Annotated in this window: 14 protein-coding genes and 1 pseudogene; 12 read left to right on the top strand and 3 right to left on the bottom strand. The window is 50.8% G+C overall.

Features of this window, described 5'->3' with window-relative positions; all coding sequences use genetic code 11:
- Positions 1-152 precede the first annotated feature (152 nt).
- From AC6B99_RS04180 to AC6B99_RS04170, 3 genes are all read left to right on the top strand, one after another.
- Positions 153-4,118, top strand: a complete 3,966-nt coding sequence (locus AC6B99_RS04180) for a S8 family serine peptidase (protein WP_496662815.1) — start codon at positions 153-155, stop codon at positions 4,116-4,118.
- 290 nt (positions 4,119-4,408) lie between these two features.
- Complete coding sequence (locus AC6B99_RS04175) at positions 4,409-5,023, top strand: GNAT family N-acetyltransferase (RefSeq protein ID WP_496662814.1); 615 nt, start codon at positions 4,409-4,411, stop codon at positions 5,021-5,023.
- A gap of 24 nt (positions 5,024-5,047) precedes the next feature.
- Positions 5,048-6,364, top strand: a complete 1,317-nt coding sequence (locus AC6B99_RS04170) for an S-layer homology domain-containing protein (RefSeq protein WP_496662856.1) — start codon at positions 5,048-5,050, stop codon at positions 6,362-6,364.
- Between the two features lie 66 nt (positions 6,365-6,430).
- Here the strand turns inward: AC6B99_RS04170 and AC6B99_RS04165 are convergent, their stop codons facing one another.
- Positions 6,431-7,366 carry an MraY family glycosyltransferase gene (locus AC6B99_RS04165; protein ID WP_056042822.1) on the bottom strand — a complete coding sequence of 312 codons (936 nt, stop codon included), beginning with the start codon at positions 7,364-7,366 and terminating at the stop codon, positions 6,431-6,433.
- Between the two features lie 217 nt (positions 7,367-7,583).
- On the opposite strand from AC6B99_RS04165, the pseudogene AC6B99_RS04160 reads away from it, so the two are divergent.
- A pseudogene (locus AC6B99_RS04160) lies at positions 7,584-7,904 on the top strand (beta-xylosidase); the annotation flags it as partial.
- A gap of 25 nt (positions 7,905-7,929) precedes the next feature.
- A complete protein-coding gene (locus AC6B99_RS04155) occupies positions 7,930-8,058 on the top strand; it encodes a fascin domain-containing protein (protein WP_268795479.1) in 129 nt (42 codons plus the stop codon).
- 220 nt (positions 8,059-8,278) lie between these two features.
- Here the strand turns inward: AC6B99_RS04155 and AC6B99_RS04150 are convergent, their stop codons facing one another.
- Positions 8,279-8,479 carry a hypothetical protein gene (locus AC6B99_RS04150; protein ID WP_496662813.1) on the bottom strand — a complete coding sequence of 67 codons (201 nt, stop codon included), beginning with the start codon at positions 8,477-8,479 and terminating at the stop codon, positions 8,279-8,281.
- 51 nt (positions 8,480-8,530) lie between these two features.
- Positions 8,531-9,052, bottom strand: coding sequence for a MogA/MoaB family molybdenum cofactor biosynthesis protein (locus AC6B99_RS04145; RefSeq protein ID WP_056043023.1), 522 nt, complete (start codon positions 9,050-9,052; stop codon positions 8,531-8,533).
- Between the two features lie 387 nt (positions 9,053-9,439).
- On the opposite strand from AC6B99_RS04145, the gene AC6B99_RS04140 reads away from it, so the two are divergent.
- From AC6B99_RS04140 to AC6B99_RS04110, 7 genes are all read left to right on the top strand, one after another.
- On the top strand, positions 9,440-10,156 hold the full coding sequence (locus AC6B99_RS04140; protein ID WP_496662812.1) for a metal ABC transporter ATP-binding protein: 717 nt from the start codon (positions 9,440-9,442) through the stop codon (positions 10,154-10,156).
- A complete protein-coding gene (locus AC6B99_RS04135; RefSeq protein WP_496662811.1) occupies positions 10,093-11,034 on the top strand; it encodes a metal ABC transporter permease in 942 nt (313 codons plus the stop codon). Before AC6B99_RS04140 ends, AC6B99_RS04135 begins: the two co-directional genes overlap by 64 nt.
- Before the next feature lies 1 nt (position 11,035).
- Positions 11,036-12,157 (top strand): metal ABC transporter substrate-binding protein, encoded by a 1,122-nt coding sequence (locus AC6B99_RS04130; protein ID WP_496662810.1) that lies wholly within the window; start codon positions 11,036-11,038, stop codon positions 12,155-12,157.
- 90 nt (positions 12,158-12,247) lie between these two features.
- Positions 12,248-13,483: a GTP-binding protein gene (locus AC6B99_RS04125; RefSeq protein ID WP_496662809.1), complete on the top strand. Its 1,236-nt coding sequence runs from the start codon at positions 12,248-12,250 to the stop codon at positions 13,481-13,483.
- Between the two features lie 45 nt (positions 13,484-13,528).
- The gene (rpmG, locus tag AC6B99_RS04120) at positions 13,529-13,678 is read left to right on the top strand and encodes a 50S ribosomal protein L33 (protein WP_074905075.1); all 150 of its coding nucleotides are present in this window, start codon (positions 13,529-13,531) and stop codon (positions 13,676-13,678) included.
- Between the two features lie 19 nt (positions 13,679-13,697).
- Positions 13,698-14,087, top strand: a complete 390-nt coding sequence (locus AC6B99_RS04115; protein ID WP_496662808.1) for a (2Fe-2S) ferredoxin domain-containing protein — start codon at positions 13,698-13,700, stop codon at positions 14,085-14,087.
- 453 nt (positions 14,088-14,540) lie between these two features.
- Positions 14,541-16,559 (top strand): methyl-accepting chemotaxis protein, encoded by a 2,019-nt coding sequence (locus tag AC6B99_RS04110; RefSeq protein WP_494859348.1) that lies wholly within the window; start codon positions 14,541-14,543, stop codon positions 16,557-16,559.
- Positions 16,560-16,955: the final 396 nt, after the last annotated feature.

Genomic DNA, 16,955 nt, shown 5'->3' with positions numbered 1-16,955 from the left:
TTCTACAATTTTCTCGTAAACGATCCTTTACAATAGATTTTAGCGAACTTAGAAATACATATTTATGGATTAAAAGGAAATTTGTGATATGAGATAGAAAGGAGGATCGGCTAGCAGTTTAGTAGAGGGCAAAGAAAAATAGGAGGGATTTCATGCAGCAATGGTTTAAACGCAAAACAAGTCGGAATAAGCCATTATCTATTTTAATCGTTATGGCGCTTTTGCTCACCTTATTGTTCCCCGCGGGAGCTATGGGGGCGGAAGCAGCGCCGCAAAGCATTAAATCTTCCATTTTGTCACAGCAGCTGAAGCTGCCCAAATCGGCCTATCAGCAAGTAGATTCAGCTGGCAAGAAGGAGTCGGCAGGCTTGCTTGGCGCTCAGGGCGAGCAGCGCTTCAAGCTGGAAGCGGCGAGTGGCTCCGAAACCACGGGATCTGCAGCAGAGGGAACAACGCCATTGCTCAAAAATTATGTGCCGCATTCGGACAGTGGCCAGACGATCAGCGTCATCGTTGAGCTGGTTTCTGATCCCATTGCCGTACAGAGCGTCAAGGCACAGCAAGGGCAGGCTAAGTCCATTGCCAACTATCAGACGATTGTGAAGCAGGAGCAATCCAGCTTTGCGGCTGCTGCGAGGAAGCTGAATGTGAAGCTCGGGCGCCAGTACCAGCAAATTTTCAATGGTTACTCGGTACAGGTTCCGGCCAATCAGGTGGACAAGCTGCTGGTACTGCCTGGCGTGAAGGCGATCTACCCGAATACGGAAATCATTATAGACCCGCTGCCAAGCGTGGAGGCGAAAATGGACGAAAGTGCTCCATTTATAGGTGCCCCTACTTATTGGGACAGCGGCCTAACGGGGGAAGGCATTAAGGTTGGTGTGATCGACAGCGGCATTGACTACCTCCATCCAAGCTTGAAGGATGCTTATAAGGGCGGCTATGATTTTGTCGACAATGACAATGATCCGTACGAGACGCTTCCCGATCCGAATGATGCCGAAGTGGCAACCTCCCACGGCACACATGTGGCTGGTACCGTGGCAGGGCGCGGAGATCCGGGAAACCCTGAGGGCGAAAGCGGCTGGGTAAAAGGCGTCGCATACGGTGCAGATATTTATGCTTACCGCGTACTGGGGCCGAAAGGCAGAGGTTCAACCGAAAACGTCATTGCCGCCATGGAACGATCGGTTACTGACGGTATGGATGTCATTAACCTTTCGCTGGGCGATGACTTTAATGACCAGTTCGAGGCTAGCGCCGTTGCGCTGAATAATGTGATGCTGGCAGGCGTCGTGGCAGTTGCGGCGAACGGCAATGATGGACCAGAGCCGTATACGGTTGGTGTTCCAGCTACTGCAGAGCTGGCGATTTCCGTCGGTGCATCTTCACCGCCATTATCGGTGCCAGTGCTGACAGGAGCTGGTGCAGGCCGTGTTTATGGTGCGTACATGGCCTATTCTCCCGAGCTTGGAAATTTGGAAAATAGTGCACTGGAGCTTGTATATGCCGGCTTTGGAACAGCGGCAGATTTCATTGGCAAAGATGTGACGGGGAAAGCTGCCCTCATTTCACGGGGCTCCATTACTTTTGGCGAAAAGGCGCTGAATGCCTTAAATGCCGGAGCTGCGGCTGTCATTATTTATAACAATGCGACAGGCGAATTTAGCGGAACGCTCAATGCTGGAGTCGATTATGTCCCAACGCTTAGCATCTCGCAGGAGGATGGACTTGCGCTCAAAGCGAAGGCTGACGCGGCGGCGACTGGAGCCAGCGCTTACATGATCGACTTCAGCACAGTAGTAGAGCAGGATATGATGGGAGATTTCAGCTCGCGCGGCCCATCGCTGCCGGGTCTGGCCATTAAGCCGGATATAACGGCGCCAGGTGTAGCCATTCGTTCATCCATACCTGCGTATGGCGGCGATTATTCGGATGCTTATGAAAATAAGCAAGGCACGAGCATGGCAAGTCCGCATATTGCAGGCGCTGCGGCGCTGCTGCTTCAAAAGAAGCGGGGGCTTACTCCGTTTGAGGTAAAAGGACTGCTGATGAACAATGCGAAGAAGCTGGCAGATCGCAGCGGCGAGCGTTATTCGCATATGGATCAAGGGGCAGGACGGATTGACTTGGAGCAAATTTCCAATGCCAAAGCGATAGCGCTCGTGGAAGAAACGACGGTTGCGGTAGCAGGATCAGCCGCTACATCCTATTTGACGGGCAGCTTGTCTTTCGGGGCGCTGGCCGCCGGGAATGAGTCGGAAAAAACCATTCAAGTGAAGGATATTTCCGGAGCAGGTAGCTCGTATGCGGTATCGACGATATGGTATGGCGAGGCAGCGGGTGAGCTGAGTGTTAGCGAAGAACAGTTTGCGGTGGCGGCAGGAGGTACTGCTTCCTTCGATGTAGCGCTGCATGTAGCTGAAGCAGCAGCAGCTGGCCGTTACGAGGGCGAGGTCGTCATTCAAGGTGCAGGACAGACGATACAGCTTCCACTCGCTGTCTATGTGGGCGACGTGGAGCTTCCGGCAAAAGTATCGGAAATCACGCTTGAACCGTTCCTCTTTTCGCCAAATGGTGATGGCGCAGCGGATACGACCGACCTTAAGTTCCGCGTAAATGCCACACTGCCGTATTTTTCACTAGATGTTTATGCGGTTTCGGGAAGCAATTTGTCCTGGAAGGGCGTCATTGTGGAAAGCGCGCAAGGCATTAGCCCGGGCAGCTACATCGTTGAAGGCTGGGACGGGGAAATATTGACGGCACTTGGCACTCAGCAGCTTGGGGAAGGACAATATGTCGTCGTGCCTTGGGTTGGTCTTGGGAACGAAGATTATTTGCTGGACCAGCTTGCCGAATTTATCGTGGATGTGCAGGCTCCGGTTGCGGAGCTCTCTGATCCGCCGATTGCCGTTACGGGCAGTGAAGGCGTGATTAGCGGGCGAATTATTAGCGACCGCCTCATTACTTTGTTCGGCGATTATTCGGCAGTTGGCGCTGCTGCGATGGCTGAGGATGCAAAAGGCGATTTGCAGCAGTATGATGCGACGATTGCAGCAGACGGGCGTTTTGAGATTCCGGTGCCAATTGTCCAAGGAAGCAATACGTTTGATGTGTATGTGTATGATGCCGCCGATAATGGCGTCATTGAGCCAGCCTTTGTTGTCCGTTATGAGAGCACGGCTCAGCAGCCTGCCACATTAGCGGCTGTTGCTTCAAAGTCCAGCGTACGGACAGGAGAAACCTTTGACCTTGATGTGAATTTTGCTCATGTTAAGGGCTTATATGCGGCGCAATTCAGCTTGACGTATGACAGCTCGCTGGTGAAAGGCTCAGTGGAGCCGAGCGTTGCATTGTCGACCTACCAGCAGCAGGCGAATCCTGGCGGATCGCTTATCGTAGATGAGACGATTGTCGATCTCGGCAACGGCACTGCAAGGAGCGATTATGTCGTATCCTTGACCGGAGATCATAGCGGCTACAGTGGCTCCGGGACGCTGGCAACGTTCCATTTCTCCAGTGGCAGCACCGGAAAACGGGATTTTAAATTGTCCAATGTACGGGCATTGAACAGCGATACGCAAGAAATTTCCTACAGCAGCGTGAGTGACGCGTCTGTTACGGTGACGGCGGGTCCTACAGAGCCGGAGCATCGGATTACAGGCAGAATAACAGCGGAAGCTTTCGGCAGCGGTGTGAATTACAGCGAGACTTGGTACCAAGGTGCTGATGGCGTTCACAAAGTTGTGGTAGAGGCCATTACAGCAAGCAAAAAGGTTGCAGCTGTCGGTGAAGTGAAGGCGGATGGAAGCTATACGCTGCTTGTCCCAGCGGGGACTTATACGGTGCGCGTAGTAGCGCCAGGCCATGTGGCTTCGGCTGCTTCGGTGATGGTGGCAGGCGAGGATACGACGCTTAATGTCGGACCGCTTCTGGCGGGCGATGTGAATAGCGACGGCAAAATCGATCTGGCCGATCTCCAGCTTGTTGCCAAGCAGTTCGGCAAGTCGCGGAGCACAAGCTGGGCAAATGCGCAAGCAAGCGCAGCGGACATTAACCGGGATAATGCAGTTGATCTGCTCGATATTTCCTTCGTTTTAGGCAACTTCAAGCTGTAAGCGGCAAGAGGTAAAAGGAAAAAGACAAGATACAAGAGACAAGAGACACGAAACAAGTGGCTGATCATGAAACAGTCGTGAAAAAATGGAAGGGGAGCGCGAGCAGCTCCCCTCCTTATTTTCAGGATGCCACATAGGTATGGTTGAATCTGAGCATTCTCTTTTTTAATAGGCTGTTTTCTGAAATATGGTAGCTAAATAAAAAACAATTATAGTGATTTTACCCTCGCAATAGATTCTCTTAGAGAGTTATTATAGACATTAGTACAGTTTATAGAGGGAGAATTATCATGGACACTAATATTCGTTTCGTTCCAGAGGAAAACGCTTTTACGATTGACTGCAAGGATGTGATTCTAAGAGAATTCTTGGCTACTGATTTAGATCATTTTCATTCGCTCACCTGGCAACCTGAAATACATGAGTATTTGCCAGGCTGGAACGTATCTAAAGAGCAACGGAAAGATTGGTTGATTAACTATGAAATTCCAGAGAACAAACAGTTTTTCAATACGGTATCGAAAGGTGAAGATATTGGTGATCTCCGTCTTCGATTAGGAATTATTTTGAAAGAGACAGGAGAATTTATCGGTTGGTGTTGTTCAGGAATGAAAGACGAATTACCACCGCCAAACCGAGAAATCATGTATGCAATTTCAAAAGATCATAGAGGTAAAGGTTATACAACCCAAGCCTCACAAGGAATGACTAATTATTTATTCGAGAATACGAACGTTGAGGTGCTTAGTGCTATTGCTCTATTAGACAACGTTCCGTCGAATAGAGTAATAGATAAATGTGGTTTTAACTTTCAGAGTATGATCGAGATTGATAACGAAAAATATAACTATTATAAACTTGATAAAAAAGATTGGGCAGGCGATGGACATGGCGTAAGAAGCTGAGGACAGGAGAGATGGGATTTGAGAGTGAGTTTGTATTCAAAATGGTTGTTATTGATGGGGGCTAGCCTGCTGGCCGCTGCATGGCTGGGGCTTGGTACGGTTGCAGCCGCGGGAGCCGAGAAGGTGGAGGCAGGCAAGCTGCCGCAAATTCGCATTGTCCCATCCGCGGACCAGGTGAAGGCTGGAGAGGAGTTCGAGGTCGCCGTATGGCTGCAAGGGTTTAAGGGGAGCTACGGCGGTGTCCAAGGCTATGAGGTACATATGAAATACGATACGGAGCGGATAGCGCCTGTAGTTGAAAAAGGGGCGGGTGCTCTGCTGCGGCCTGCAGTATTTGCAGCTTCGGCGAGCCCCATGCAGCTGCTGAACAAGCTTGATGCAGCAGCAGGTCTGATTCAGATTGCCGAGGCGACGGCCCAGCGCGGCCCGGCATTATTTTCAGGCTATGGCAAGCTGGGCAGTGTGACCTTCAAAGCGGTGAAGGATGGAGCAGCAAGCTTCAGCTTGGCGAAGTCGATTATTATTTTGCCGGATAATCCGGGGCTGAATATCCAGCATAGCGTGAATGAGCCAGTCGTTAGCATTGGCGCCGGACCCGTAAAGGAAGGTGCGGCGAAAATCGTTGGACAAGCGCCTTCGAAAGCTGGCGCCCAATTGACCGTGGAGCAGCGCCTTAAGCAATTCAAGGATTATGAAGCGGTTGCGAAGCTGAAATGGGCTTCCGCAGCTGTCGGGGAGCTGGCGCTGGAGCAGGTGATGCAGGGTACGGCCGCTGGCGATTTTGAGCCGGGACGCCTAATGACGCGGGCAGAATTCGCTAAGGCTGCTGTGCTGGCATTTGAGCTGGATATGAAGCAGCAGTCCATCCCTGCTTTTACCGATGTGGGCAAAAGCGATTGGTCATACGACTATGTGGAGACGGTTGCGGCAGGTGGCCTGCTGCAAGGGGTAGAGCGGCCGCAAGGCAGCGCTTTTCTGCCGAACCAGCCGATTACGCGGGCGGAAATTGCTGCGGTGCTGTCGCGGCAGCTTAAGGCGCTCGGCGCGGCGGAGGCCGCTGCTTCCGCAGCAGCTGCAAAGCCTGCAACGGGGGAAGCAGCTACTGCGGAAGCCTCGCCGTCAAACGAGGCCAAGCCAGCAGGTGCGCCGGGAGAAGCCTCGTCCGCCTGGCATCCGTTCAGCGATATTAGCGGCCACTGGGCAGAGCAGGATATTGCGTATTTGTACGAGCAGGAGCTGCTGCAAGGAAGAACGGACAAGCTTTTTGCTCCAGGAGATCATGCGATTCGTGCAGAAGTCAGCGTGCTGCTGCATCGCGTAATGCAGCGCTTGAATGAATAGCCACTACTCAACGCAGCCATGAAAAATCCCCCTGCCACACGGCAGGGGGATTTTGTATAACACGCGCTATACCGGAATCATAAGCAAAATAATCGAAAATAGCGAGAAGCATACGCTAATCAGGAACAGAAACGACAATACTTGCGTAGGTTTGAGGCCGGAATGCAGCAGACGGTAATGGACCTGTGTCGCATCTGCCTGATAGATCGGCTTGCCCTGAATCATGCGCTTGATTACGACGAAGATGTTATCGAAGATCGGTACGCCAAGCGCTAAAATCGGAATGAATATCGACAGCACGGTCGCCTGCTTGAAGGCGCCATCGAGGGCAATAACCCCGAGCATGAAGCCGAGAAACGTCGCGCCAGCGTCGCCCATAAATATTTTCGCCGGAGGCTTGTTGTAACGCAAGTACGCAATCGCAGCTCCAATCAAAATAATAGCCAGCATCGCGGAATCGCTTTGTCCCTTGGTGAGGGCCACAATAAACAGCGTCACAGCTGAAATTGTTGAAAGGCCGCCCGCCAAGCCATCCATGCCATCCGAGAAGTTAATAACGGTCGTTACGCCGAAGATCCATAAAATCGTCAGCACGAATTGCAAAGCATAAGGCAGGTTGACGAATTCCCCGCTAAGCGGATTATAGAAGCCCTCGAACGATACCCCTGCGAAAAATACGATTGCTGCGGCTGACACTTGAACGAGCATTTTCGGCAGAGACGGAAAATCCTTGCCATGCGTCTTGTACCAATCGTCAATCGTGCCAATAATGAGCAGCAAAATCGAGCTTATAATAATAGCTACTGTTTTCATTGTAATTTCATCTACAAACACCAAATACGTTGCCATGAAGCCGACAAAAATAGCATAGCTCGCCGTGAGTGGAATCGGCTCTTTATGTATTTTGCGTTCGACATCCTTGCGAGGCTTGTCCACAAAATCGATGCGGAAAGCGAGCTTGCGAAGCGGAGGAATAAGCAGCAGCACAATAATGAAAGACATTGCAAATGCAGCAGCGTAACTAATCTAGATCATCTCCTGAATGTATAAATATAAATAATGGGCAGCAAAACTAGCAATCTCTCAAACTAATAAAATGTTACAATAAACGAGTTTGAATAGCAAATTTCTGATAAAGTACTCATTTTCTGTCCCTTTTCGGCCGTCGTCCAAATCGTTCACCCTTCGCCGGATTGTTCAATTGAAATCGCTTACATAAATGTTGATTGCTGCCGGAGCGATTCCGGCGGGCCGTGCCAACGCTGCAAGCGTCAGCATTGTGAACGGGACGGATTGGAAAGACACCGCAGGCAATCCGATCCTTGCGAACAGCGGCAACATTTTAAAAGTCGGTTCTACCTACTATTGGTATGGCGAGCATGCAACGAGCGGAACCTTCGATGCCGTTAACGTGTATACGTCAAGCGATCTCAAAAATTGGACCTTCCGCAGCAGTGTGCTGACTAAAACCTCGGCAACGGAGCTGAATACGAGCAAAATTGAGCGCCCGAAGGTCATCTATAACGCCGCAACAGGCAAATAGGTGCTTTGGATGCATTACGAAAATGGCAGCGATTATTCGCGGCTATTACGTTCGCCATTATAACTTCGTGCTGCGGCTGGATGCCTTGAGCGCGCTCACAACAACGATTGCCAAAAACGACGCGACATTCAAACGAACGAACTATTCTTAAAATATAGAAAGATGGAAAGGTGAGAGGCTGAATAGAGCCTGAAAAAAGAGGCGCGAGAAAGAGTAGAAAGAGAGGGGGAACAAGAGAAAGAGAGGCCGCCTCCTCTTTCTCTTGTTTTTATGGATGGACAGTGGCTTCATATATTTTTGCAGCTTCTCCATTAAAGAGGTAGCCCTTGGTGAGATACGTCCAATCATATTTTTCATAATAGCCTTCCAAATCAGTAGAGAGATGTACCGACAATGGAATCATTTTGCAGCGCAATATAAAATCGTGGAAGGTCACAATCGGATTTACATGAATGAAGCATGCAATCCTGATAAAACTTAAAGTTGCTCTCGCTACCCCATTGATCCCAGTACATCTGAACAGCATCATCAAAAAACGCCATCTTATCTCGCAATTCAAATACTTCTATCATCGTTTGCAATCTCCTATTTAATAATACCTTGCTGCAATTTATTTAAAGCCGTTAGCGGATATCCTTATAAATTTCCCGCATCACATGACCGAGTTCAGGAACGATAATGCGTTCGGCCGCGAGCCGGACTGCGCCGCTGGAGCCTGGCATGGAGAAAATCGCTGTATCCTCGTAGACGCCAGCAATCGCCCTGCTTAAAATCGCCGCCGTGCCGATATCTTCAGCAAAGCTCAAATAGCGAAAAATCTCGCCAAACCCATGCATCTCCTTGTCCAGCAAATCTTTTACAGCCTCATAGGTCGTATCGCGCTTGGCAATGCCCGTCCCGCCATTGAGCAAAATCGCCTCAACTGCCGGGTCCGAAGCTCCGCTGCGCAGCGCGGACTGGATTTCGCTGTATTCATCCTTGACGATGGCGTAGCGCGTCGTTTGATAGCCGCCTGCCTTGAGCAGCTCTATAAGCAGCGTGCCGCTTTTATCGGTAGAAGGCGTACGTGTGTCAGATACGGTAATGACCATGCAATTGACGGTCGAAGGTGCTTCCTCGCGATGTTGTTCAACGGATGTACTCATCGGAAATGTAAACATCCTTTCTTGGCAAGCTATGCCGGAAAATATTTGAATAATGACTTTTATTGTATACTGGATCTGGCCTGTATGCCAGCGCATGCCTGGGATATTCCTCCGTATAAGGCGATGGGGGCTAGCCCAAAATAGGCAGTTGACGAATGAAAATCTGCTTGCTATACTCATTAAGCGTAATGATTACTATTAAACAAGGTGATAACGGATAACAAGTCGCTGCTGGCGATTTCTTTTTTAAGATAATATCGTAATCATTACGATTAGTCATAAACGGCTGTCTCCATCCCCAGGCGGCAAAGCTGCCGTTTCGCGGGTGAAACTTATAAATTCTTATATTTTTAAAAAGTAACGTTGGAGCAGAAGGAGAGAGACCGCGTGCAGATTGCTACTTTAAAAAAGGTCGTATTCGGCTACGGCAGCGTACCGAGTCTGAATGAAGCCGATATGGCGATTCATGCCGGCGAATTTATAGCGGTAACCGGGCCTAACGGCGCCTCGAAGACGACGCTGCTTAAGCTGGCGCTGGGCCTGCTGAAGCCATGGAGCGGGGAGGTTTACTTGGCGAAGCAGAGTGCGAGCGGCAAGAAGCTCGTGATCGGCTATGTGCCGCAGCAGATTGCGGCGTTTAACAGCGGCTTTCCCAGCACGGTGCTGGAGTTCGTCAGGTCAGGCGCATATGAGAGCGGAGCTTGGCTGCGGCGGCTGCGGCCGCAGGAGCGGGCTCGTGCCGAGGAGGCGCTGCGCCAGGTCGGCATGTGGGAGCAGCGCGGCTGCAAAATCGGCGAGCTCTCAGGCGGACAGAAGCAGCGGGTGTGTATTGCCAGAGCGCTGGCCCAGCAGCCTGATCTGCTCGTTATGGATGAGCCGACAACCGGCATGGATGAAGCGAGCCGTAGAGGTTTTTACGAGTTAATGCATCATCATGTGCAGACTCATGGACGGACGGTTGTGATGGTGACCCATGGACTCGAAGAGGTCCGGCCTTATTTGGACCGAATAATTGAGCTGGAACGAAAGGGGGAGGGAGGATGGAAATGCTGCACTACGACTTCATGCAGCGGGCATTTTGCGCCGGAGGCATCATCGCTTTAGTCGCCTCTGTGCTGGGCGTACATTTAATGCTGAGACGACAGGCGCTGATGGCGGATATGCTTTCGCATGTATCATTAGCCGGCGTTGCCGCGGGCGCCTACTTGGGCTGGAACCCTTCCTATGCCGGGTTTGCTGCTGCTGTAGCAGGAGCGATAGCGGTTGAATATATTCGGCGCTCCTACCGCGCCTACAGCGAAATGTCGATTGCCATTATTATGATTGGCGGCTTGTCGAGCGCCGTTGTACTGATGGGGCTGAATAAGGGAATGAACAAAAGCTTCTCCTCGTATTTATTCGGCTCCGTTGTCGCGGTGAACGAAGCCGAGCTTATGCTCATGCTCGGTGCGGCGGCAGTAGGCGCGATCTTTTTTATTTTGCTGCGCAGACCGTTGTATCAGATGGCTTTCGACGAGGAAACGGCACAAACGAATGGCATTCCCGTCCGGCTCATCTCCATGCTGTTCAGCATGGTGACGGGCATGATTGTCGCTGCGGCTATGCCGATTGTAGGCGTGCTGCTCGTATCGGCACTGATCGTGCTGCCTGCGGCGCTGGCGGTTCGTCTTGCCCGCAGCTTTGCGGCAGCGCTCATGATTGCGATGCTGGCCAGCGTGGCGGGCGTTTTTACCGGACTGACCGCCTCTTATGAGCTGGGAACGCCGCCAGGCGGAACGATCGCCCTATTTTTGCTGGCGCTGCTGATCCTTGGCATTGTATTGAAGAAAGTATCCGTCATCGCCGGCAAGCTGGGCAATCGGCAAAATCGCACCATCATCAACCATCATCAAACGGGGCAAGTGGCGAAGCAGGACGCTTTTCCCCGCATGAAGAGCAACAAGCTGGATGCACCAGCTACTCACACACATGGAGGTACATAAAATGAAAGTTATGTTTAGTAAAATTTCTTTGTTATTAATGGCAGCGGTGCTGCTGTTGTCGGGATGCGGCGCGGCAGGAAGCACGAATGGGGCGAATACAGTTGGGGCGCAGGCAGATAACGGAGGTGCTGCTTCATCAGAGCCAAGCGTTTCGCCAACTGCGGGGGAGAAGGAAGCGAAGAAGCTGCAAGTCGTAACTACCTTTTATCCCATGTATGAATTCAGCAAGCAGGTGGGCGGCGAATATGCCGATGTAACAGCGCTTATTCCGGCCGGCACGGAGCCGCATGACTGGGAGCCAAGTGCCAAGGACATGGCGGTGCTGAAAGAGGCAGATGTATTCGTATATAACGGCATCGTAGAAGGCTGGGCGGAACAGGCGCTGGACAGCGCCGCCAATGAGAAGCGCATCGTCGTGGAGGCGAGCAGCAGCATTGAACTAGCAGAGGGCGGGGAAGATGAGCATTCGCATGGTGAAGAGGCGCACGGTGCTGCGAGTGATGCAGATACGGATGCGGAACATGATGATCATGACCATGCTGCCGAGCATGAGGAAGCTGCCCATGGGGAGGAGGGGCATGATCACGCTCATGAGCATAGCCTCGATCCGCATGTATGGCTGAGTCCGAAGCTGGCACAAGCAGAAGTAGCGGCGATTCAAGAGGCGTTCGCGAAAGCAGATCCCGCCCATGCCGACAACTACAAAGCGAATGCTGATGCTTATATTACCAAGCTCCAAGAGCTGGATGAGGCTTATAAAACAGGGCTTGCAGGAGTGAAGCGTACGGAGTTCGTTACCCAGCATGCGGCTTTTGGCTATTTGGCGCGTGAATACGGCTTGACGCAGGTGCCGATTTCCGGCCTTTCTCCTGACCAGGAGCCATCCCCGGAGCAAATGGCGGAAATTGTGAAGCTGGCGAAGGAGCAGCAAATAAAGACGATTTTTTTCGAAACGTTGGTTGATCCAAAAATCGCCAGCACGATTGCGAGCGAAATCGGCGCCAAGACAGCTGTACTTAATCCGCTTGAAGGGCTGACAGAGGAAGAAGCGGCAGACGGGCTCGATTATATTGGTGTAATGAAAAATAACCTGGAAGCACTGAAGCTCGCTTTGAACGAATAAGGCAGTTTTAAGCCGTAGCAAGCGACAGGTCATCTAGCTTTTAGGCCAAGCTATTTACAAGCTATATATATGAAGGGAAGCGTGAAACGAATGGATAAGGAAGCAGTAGTGAAGAAGCAATCAGGCTTTAAAATTCCCGTGACGGTGCTAAGCGGTTATTTAGGAGCAGGAAAAACGACGATTCTCAATCATGTGCTGAACAATCGCGATGGCCTTCGGGTGGCGGTCATCGTCAATGATCTAAGCGAGGTCAATATCGATGCGGCTTTGGTTCAAAAAGAAGGCGGGCTGTCCCGCACCGATGAGCAGTTGGTGGAAATGTCGAATGGCTGCATCTGCTGCACGCTGCGCGAGGATTTGCTGCGCGAGGTAGAGCGGCTGGCGAAGCAGGAGCGCTTTGATTATATTTTGATCGAATCGACGGGCGTGGGCGAGCCGGTTCCCGTTGCCCAAACGTTCACCTATATTGATGAGGAGCAGGGCATTGACCTGTCGCAATTTTGCCGCTTGGACTGCATGGTGACGGTCGTTGATGCATACCGCTTCTGGCATGATTATGCCTCTGGCGAGACGCTGCTTGAACGCAGCCAAGGGGCGCATGAGGAAGATCACCGGGAGGTCGTTGATCTGCTGATCGACCAAATTGAATTTTGCGATGTGCTGCTGCTAAATAAATGCGATCTGGTGAGCGAGGAGGATTTGGACGAGCTGGAAGGTGTGCTTCGTACACTTCAGCCGCGAGCCAAGCTGATTCGCACCGAGCAGGGCAAGGTAGATCCTGCGGAAATTTTGAATACCGGCAGATTCAACTTTGAAGAAGCCAGCGTATCGGCTGGCTGGATGCGGGAGCTGAATGCGCCTGTCCATACGCCAGAAACGGAGGAATACGGAATCGGATCATTCGTTTATTTGCGGGCGAAGCCTTTTCATCCGGAACGGTTAATGCGCTGGATGGAGGAGTGGCCAGAAGCTATCGTTCGGGCAAAAGGCATTATGTGGCTGGCAACCCGCAGCTTGCAGGCGCAGAGCATTAGCCAGGCGGGGCCGTCGATTCAATTTGGCCCTGCTGGACTGTGGGTGGCCGCGCTTCCCGAGTCTGAGCAGCACTTGCTGCTTGAGGAGGAGCCTGAACTGGCAAACAGCTGGCATCCGATGTATGGTGACCGAATCAATAAGGTTGTGTTTATCGGAATCGATTTGCAGCGTGCCGAGATTGAAGCAACGCTTGACCAATGCTTGCTGACGAAGGAAGAGATGAAGCAGGATTGGGACAGCCTTATTGATCCGTTTCCGCAGTCGCAGCAGGAGGCTTGCGCAATAAATTAAGGAGACAGGCCGTTCAATAATATGTTATAAAAGGAGGTGAGCCTAATGAGAGTTACTGTAACGTTGGCATGCACGGAGACGGGTGACCGCAACTACACGACCTCCAAAAATAAACGTACGACCCCGGAGCGGCTGGAGATGCGCAAATACAGTCCTCGCCTCAAGCGGGTAACTGTGCACCGGGAAACGAGGTAGGAAAGGAGGCTTCAAGAGGATGGCAACTTGGAACCTGACGCAGACGCGCCATCATCTGCTTCTATGCAACGGAGGCAGCTGTAAACGCAGCGGCGCTGAAGAGGTAACGCTCGCCATCCGTGAGGAGCTTGCGAGGCGCGAAGCGGATTCTTTCGTCCATACGACGAAGACGATGTGCAACGGCAGATGCGAGGATGCTTGCAATGTGGTCGTCTATCCCGACGGCAACTGGTATAACGGCATGACGCCAGAGCTTGGCCGCGAGCTCGTTCGCGGACTGCTAGACGGCAATCGGATGCCGCTGCCTGAGCGAATCTCGTATAACTACGACGCGGACAGCTTCGCGGCGACGGGCAGTGCGGCGGAAGGCATCAGCAAGCCGGTAGTGAAGAGAGTGGAAAGAGCATAGCATCGAATTTTTTTTACGCTAGATCTATCGTTTTATTTTTGACCAAGAGGAGGGGCTCTATAGAGCTCTTCCTCTTGGTTTTAATGTTGAGATGCAACAATTTAATAAATATGATGCTGAAAAAAAGAAAGCTCATTTGGATTGACGGAAGAGGAGATCCGAGCAATAAAGCCGTTGTAATAAACGAAATACAGAAGGGCCGCCCCATTAAGGTGCGGCTCTTCTGTATTTTGCCTTTTTTTAAACCAACGTCGCCAACTGCTGCGCAAGATGCTCAGGGCTTACAACCTCAAGGGATGAAATTTTATTATCATAATCAAGGGATTAGCTAAGGCTGCAATAAAACAAGTGAATAGAAAATTGTCGAAAAAGTGTCACATTGGTTAAAAAGTCTCATTCCTATTCCGATATAACTACTACACAATAATCATTTTTTAAAAAAGGGGATAGCTTATGGCTTTCAAAAATTCACGTTTTATTCGTGCTTTACTTAGGTTCTGTTCCCTTCGTCAAACAGCGGGGCGGATCGTGCTGTCTACACTGCTCATAGTCGTTGTCTGTGTATCGGTCCTGTCCTATACGTTCTATGCCCCCACCTCAAGTGAGGTCAGGAGCCAGTCAGAGAAGCAAATGGAGTTGAATACGCGGCTGCTGGCAAAGGAAGTTGACAGCAGAATGAAAGAGAAGCAGACCATTATTAAAATGCTTGCGGAGCATGGAGCGGAGCTTGGAGACGACAAGCAAAAGCAGCTTGACTATATCATCGAGTCACAGAAGCTGCATCCTGAATTTTCAACGATTATGTATTCGGCTGATATGACAGGCAAGCTTGCAATAGACTTGAACGGCAAGGAATATGACTTATCTGAACGCGCCTATATAAAGGAGGTACAGGCAGGACGCGCTTTCGTCTCTGACCCGATTATTTCTAAAGTAGACAACCAGCTTGTCGTTGCGATTGGTGCTCCGTTAATGAAGGATGGCAAGCCTGTGGGCTTCTATTCAGCAGCATATCCAATCAGTGAGGCGGTTGAGAGCATCGCCCGCTTTGAGCAAGGCGAGACGGGAAGAGCTCTTATGACGACTGCGGATGGAACCTTTATTTATTTTCCGGATGAGTCCTTTATTTTAAACAATAAGATTGCCGATTTGAATAACCCTGTACTGGATGAAGCATTCGCTGATGCGGTTCAGGGCAATTACAAGGCCATTCATTTCCATGAATCAGGGGTCGACCAGCTTTCCTATTTAACCAAAACAGATCTCAATTGGATCGTTGTCACCTATGTGCATGAAAGCGAGTTTTTAAAACCGGTTAATGATTTGCTGAAGCTCATTATTATCGTAGGGCAATTCATTATTTTGGGCGCGCTGCTGCTTAGCATTTTGATAGCGCTCCGAATTGTACATCCTATCCGCCAGTTGACTCACGGAATTGATTTGCTGGCACAAGGGGATCTCACGCATCGCATTCCGGCCAAAGGCAAAAACGATATTAGCGTTGCTCTACATTCCTTTAATGCAGCAGGCGATCAAATGCACCAATTAATGAAAGGTGTTGCAGGCCTATCCGAGCAATTGACGGAATCAGCGAAACAGCTTGCGGCAGGCGCCGATCAAGGGGCACATGCAGCGCAGAGCATTTCGGAGGCTATTATGGTTGTAGCCGAAAGCTCGGAGCGGCAAACGTCCAGCGTACAAGATGGCAGCGATGCAGCTGAAAATATTGCTGTGCAAATTAATGGTGTTGCTGCACATAGCTCAGACGTATCAGTCATTGCTTCTGAGACGTCCACTCTTGCAACAGACGGGTCAGCCGCTATGATTAAGCTCGGTGGAAAAATGGACGAGATGGAGCTCGGCATTCGCGAGTTGTCCGGTACGATTCAAGACCTTAGCGGCTTGTCTGACAAAATTGGCGAGGTTGTAGGAAGCATTAGCAACATCGCTCGCCAGACGAATATTCTCTCCTTGAATGCGGCAATTGAAGCATCGCGCTCTGGCGAAGCTGGGCGAGGTTTTGCCGTCGTTGCCGATGAAATTCGGAAGCTTGCAGGACAGTCGATGGCATCGGCGGAGCAAATTTCCGGCTTTATTGGCAGCATTCAACTTGAGATTAAGCGGACGCTTCTCGCGTCTGATCAGACCGTAGAGCAAGCTGCTCAGGGCAGACAAGCAGGCGAATCGGCAAGCGAGCTGTTTACGCATATTCGCTCATCCGTAGAGCAGGTTGCTGGCAGCATCCGAAGCGTTTCGGCAGCGGCGGACGAAATTGTCTCTGGCACAGGAAGCCTAGTGGACGCTATTCGTCACATTGCCGATTCCGCCAGCGAAACCGCTGCTGAATCTGAAAATGTCTCGGCTGCAGCGCAGCAGCAAATGGCATCGATGGAGGAAGTCGCTTCCTCCTCGGCAGAGCTCGCCAACATGGCGGAGAAGCTGCGTACGCAAATCGATAAATTTAAGCTTTAGAAGGTTGATCGGTAAAAGGTGAGAGGTAAAAGATAAAAGGTAAAACGACAAAAACCGTTTCTTCGTTAAGGGCAAGCAGAGTCTGCCATTAACGAAAGGAACGGTTTTTGTTGATGTTGCAAGTAGAATGGTATAACTTTAGAGCTCTAATGGCCTGCGATTTTGCTAAGAGTACGCGGCTCAGGCTACTCACTCTTTTTTCAAGGACTGAGATTCCGCTATTTTGGCTTTTAAACTGAATTTAGACCTTAAGCGGACTGGAAAGCCGCTATTGCCCTCATTATCCCGTCAAAATGATCATTTGCAGCACATTAGCATCTCCTGAGTCCGCAGCTTGTGCCATAACCTGTGATTCTGTCGAAATAGCTGCTGCTGTGTCCACCAAATCTATTTAAG

It is taken from the genome of Paenibacillus liaoningensis (assembly GCF_059609455.1).
This window is presented reverse-complemented; position numbering and strand designations above follow the sequence as displayed.

Bases quoted from the DNA above. Each gene is read 5' to 3' on its own strand.
- AC6B99_RS04175 (WP_496662814.1), top strand. From the start codon at position 4,409: ATGGACACTAATATTCGTTTCGTTCCAGAGGAAAACGCTTTTACGATT.
- AC6B99_RS04165 (WP_056042822.1), bottom strand. From the start codon at position 7,366: ATGTCTTTCATTATTGTGCTGCTGCTTATTCCTCCGCTTCGCAAGCTC.
- AC6B99_RS04110 (WP_494859348.1), top strand. From the start codon at position 14,541: ATGGCTTTCAAAAATTCACGTTTTATTCGTGCTTTACTTAGGTTCTGT.
- AC6B99_RS04115 (WP_496662808.1), top strand. From the start codon at position 13,698: ATGGCAACTTGGAACCTGACGCAGACGCGCCATCATCTGCTTCTATGC.
- AC6B99_RS04150 (WP_496662813.1), bottom strand. From the start codon at position 8,479: ATGATAGAAGTATTTGAATTGCGAGATAAGATGGCGTTTTTTGATGAT.
- AC6B99_RS04155 (WP_268795479.1), top strand. From the start codon at position 7,930: ATGGCAGCGATTATTCGCGGCTATTACGTTCGCCATTATAACTTCGTG.
- AC6B99_RS04130 (WP_496662810.1), top strand. From the start codon at position 11,036: ATGAAAGTTATGTTTAGTAAAATTTCTTTGTTATTAATGGCAGCGGTG.
- AC6B99_RS04135 (WP_496662811.1), top strand. From the start codon at position 10,093: ATGGAAATGCTGCACTACGACTTCATGCAGCGGGCATTTTGCGCCGGA.
- AC6B99_RS04145 (WP_056043023.1), bottom strand. From the start codon at position 9,052: ATGAGTACATCCGTTGAACAACATCGCGAGGAAGCACCTTCGACCGTC.
- AC6B99_RS04180 (WP_496662815.1), top strand. From the start codon at position 153: ATGCAGCAATGGTTTAAACGCAAAACAAGTCGGAATAAGCCATTATCT.
- AC6B99_RS04125 (WP_496662809.1), top strand. From the start codon at position 12,248: ATGGATAAGGAAGCAGTAGTGAAGAAGCAATCAGGCTTTAAAATTCCC.
- rpmG (WP_074905075.1), top strand. From the start codon at position 13,529: ATGAGAGTTACTGTAACGTTGGCATGCACGGAGACGGGTGACCGCAAC.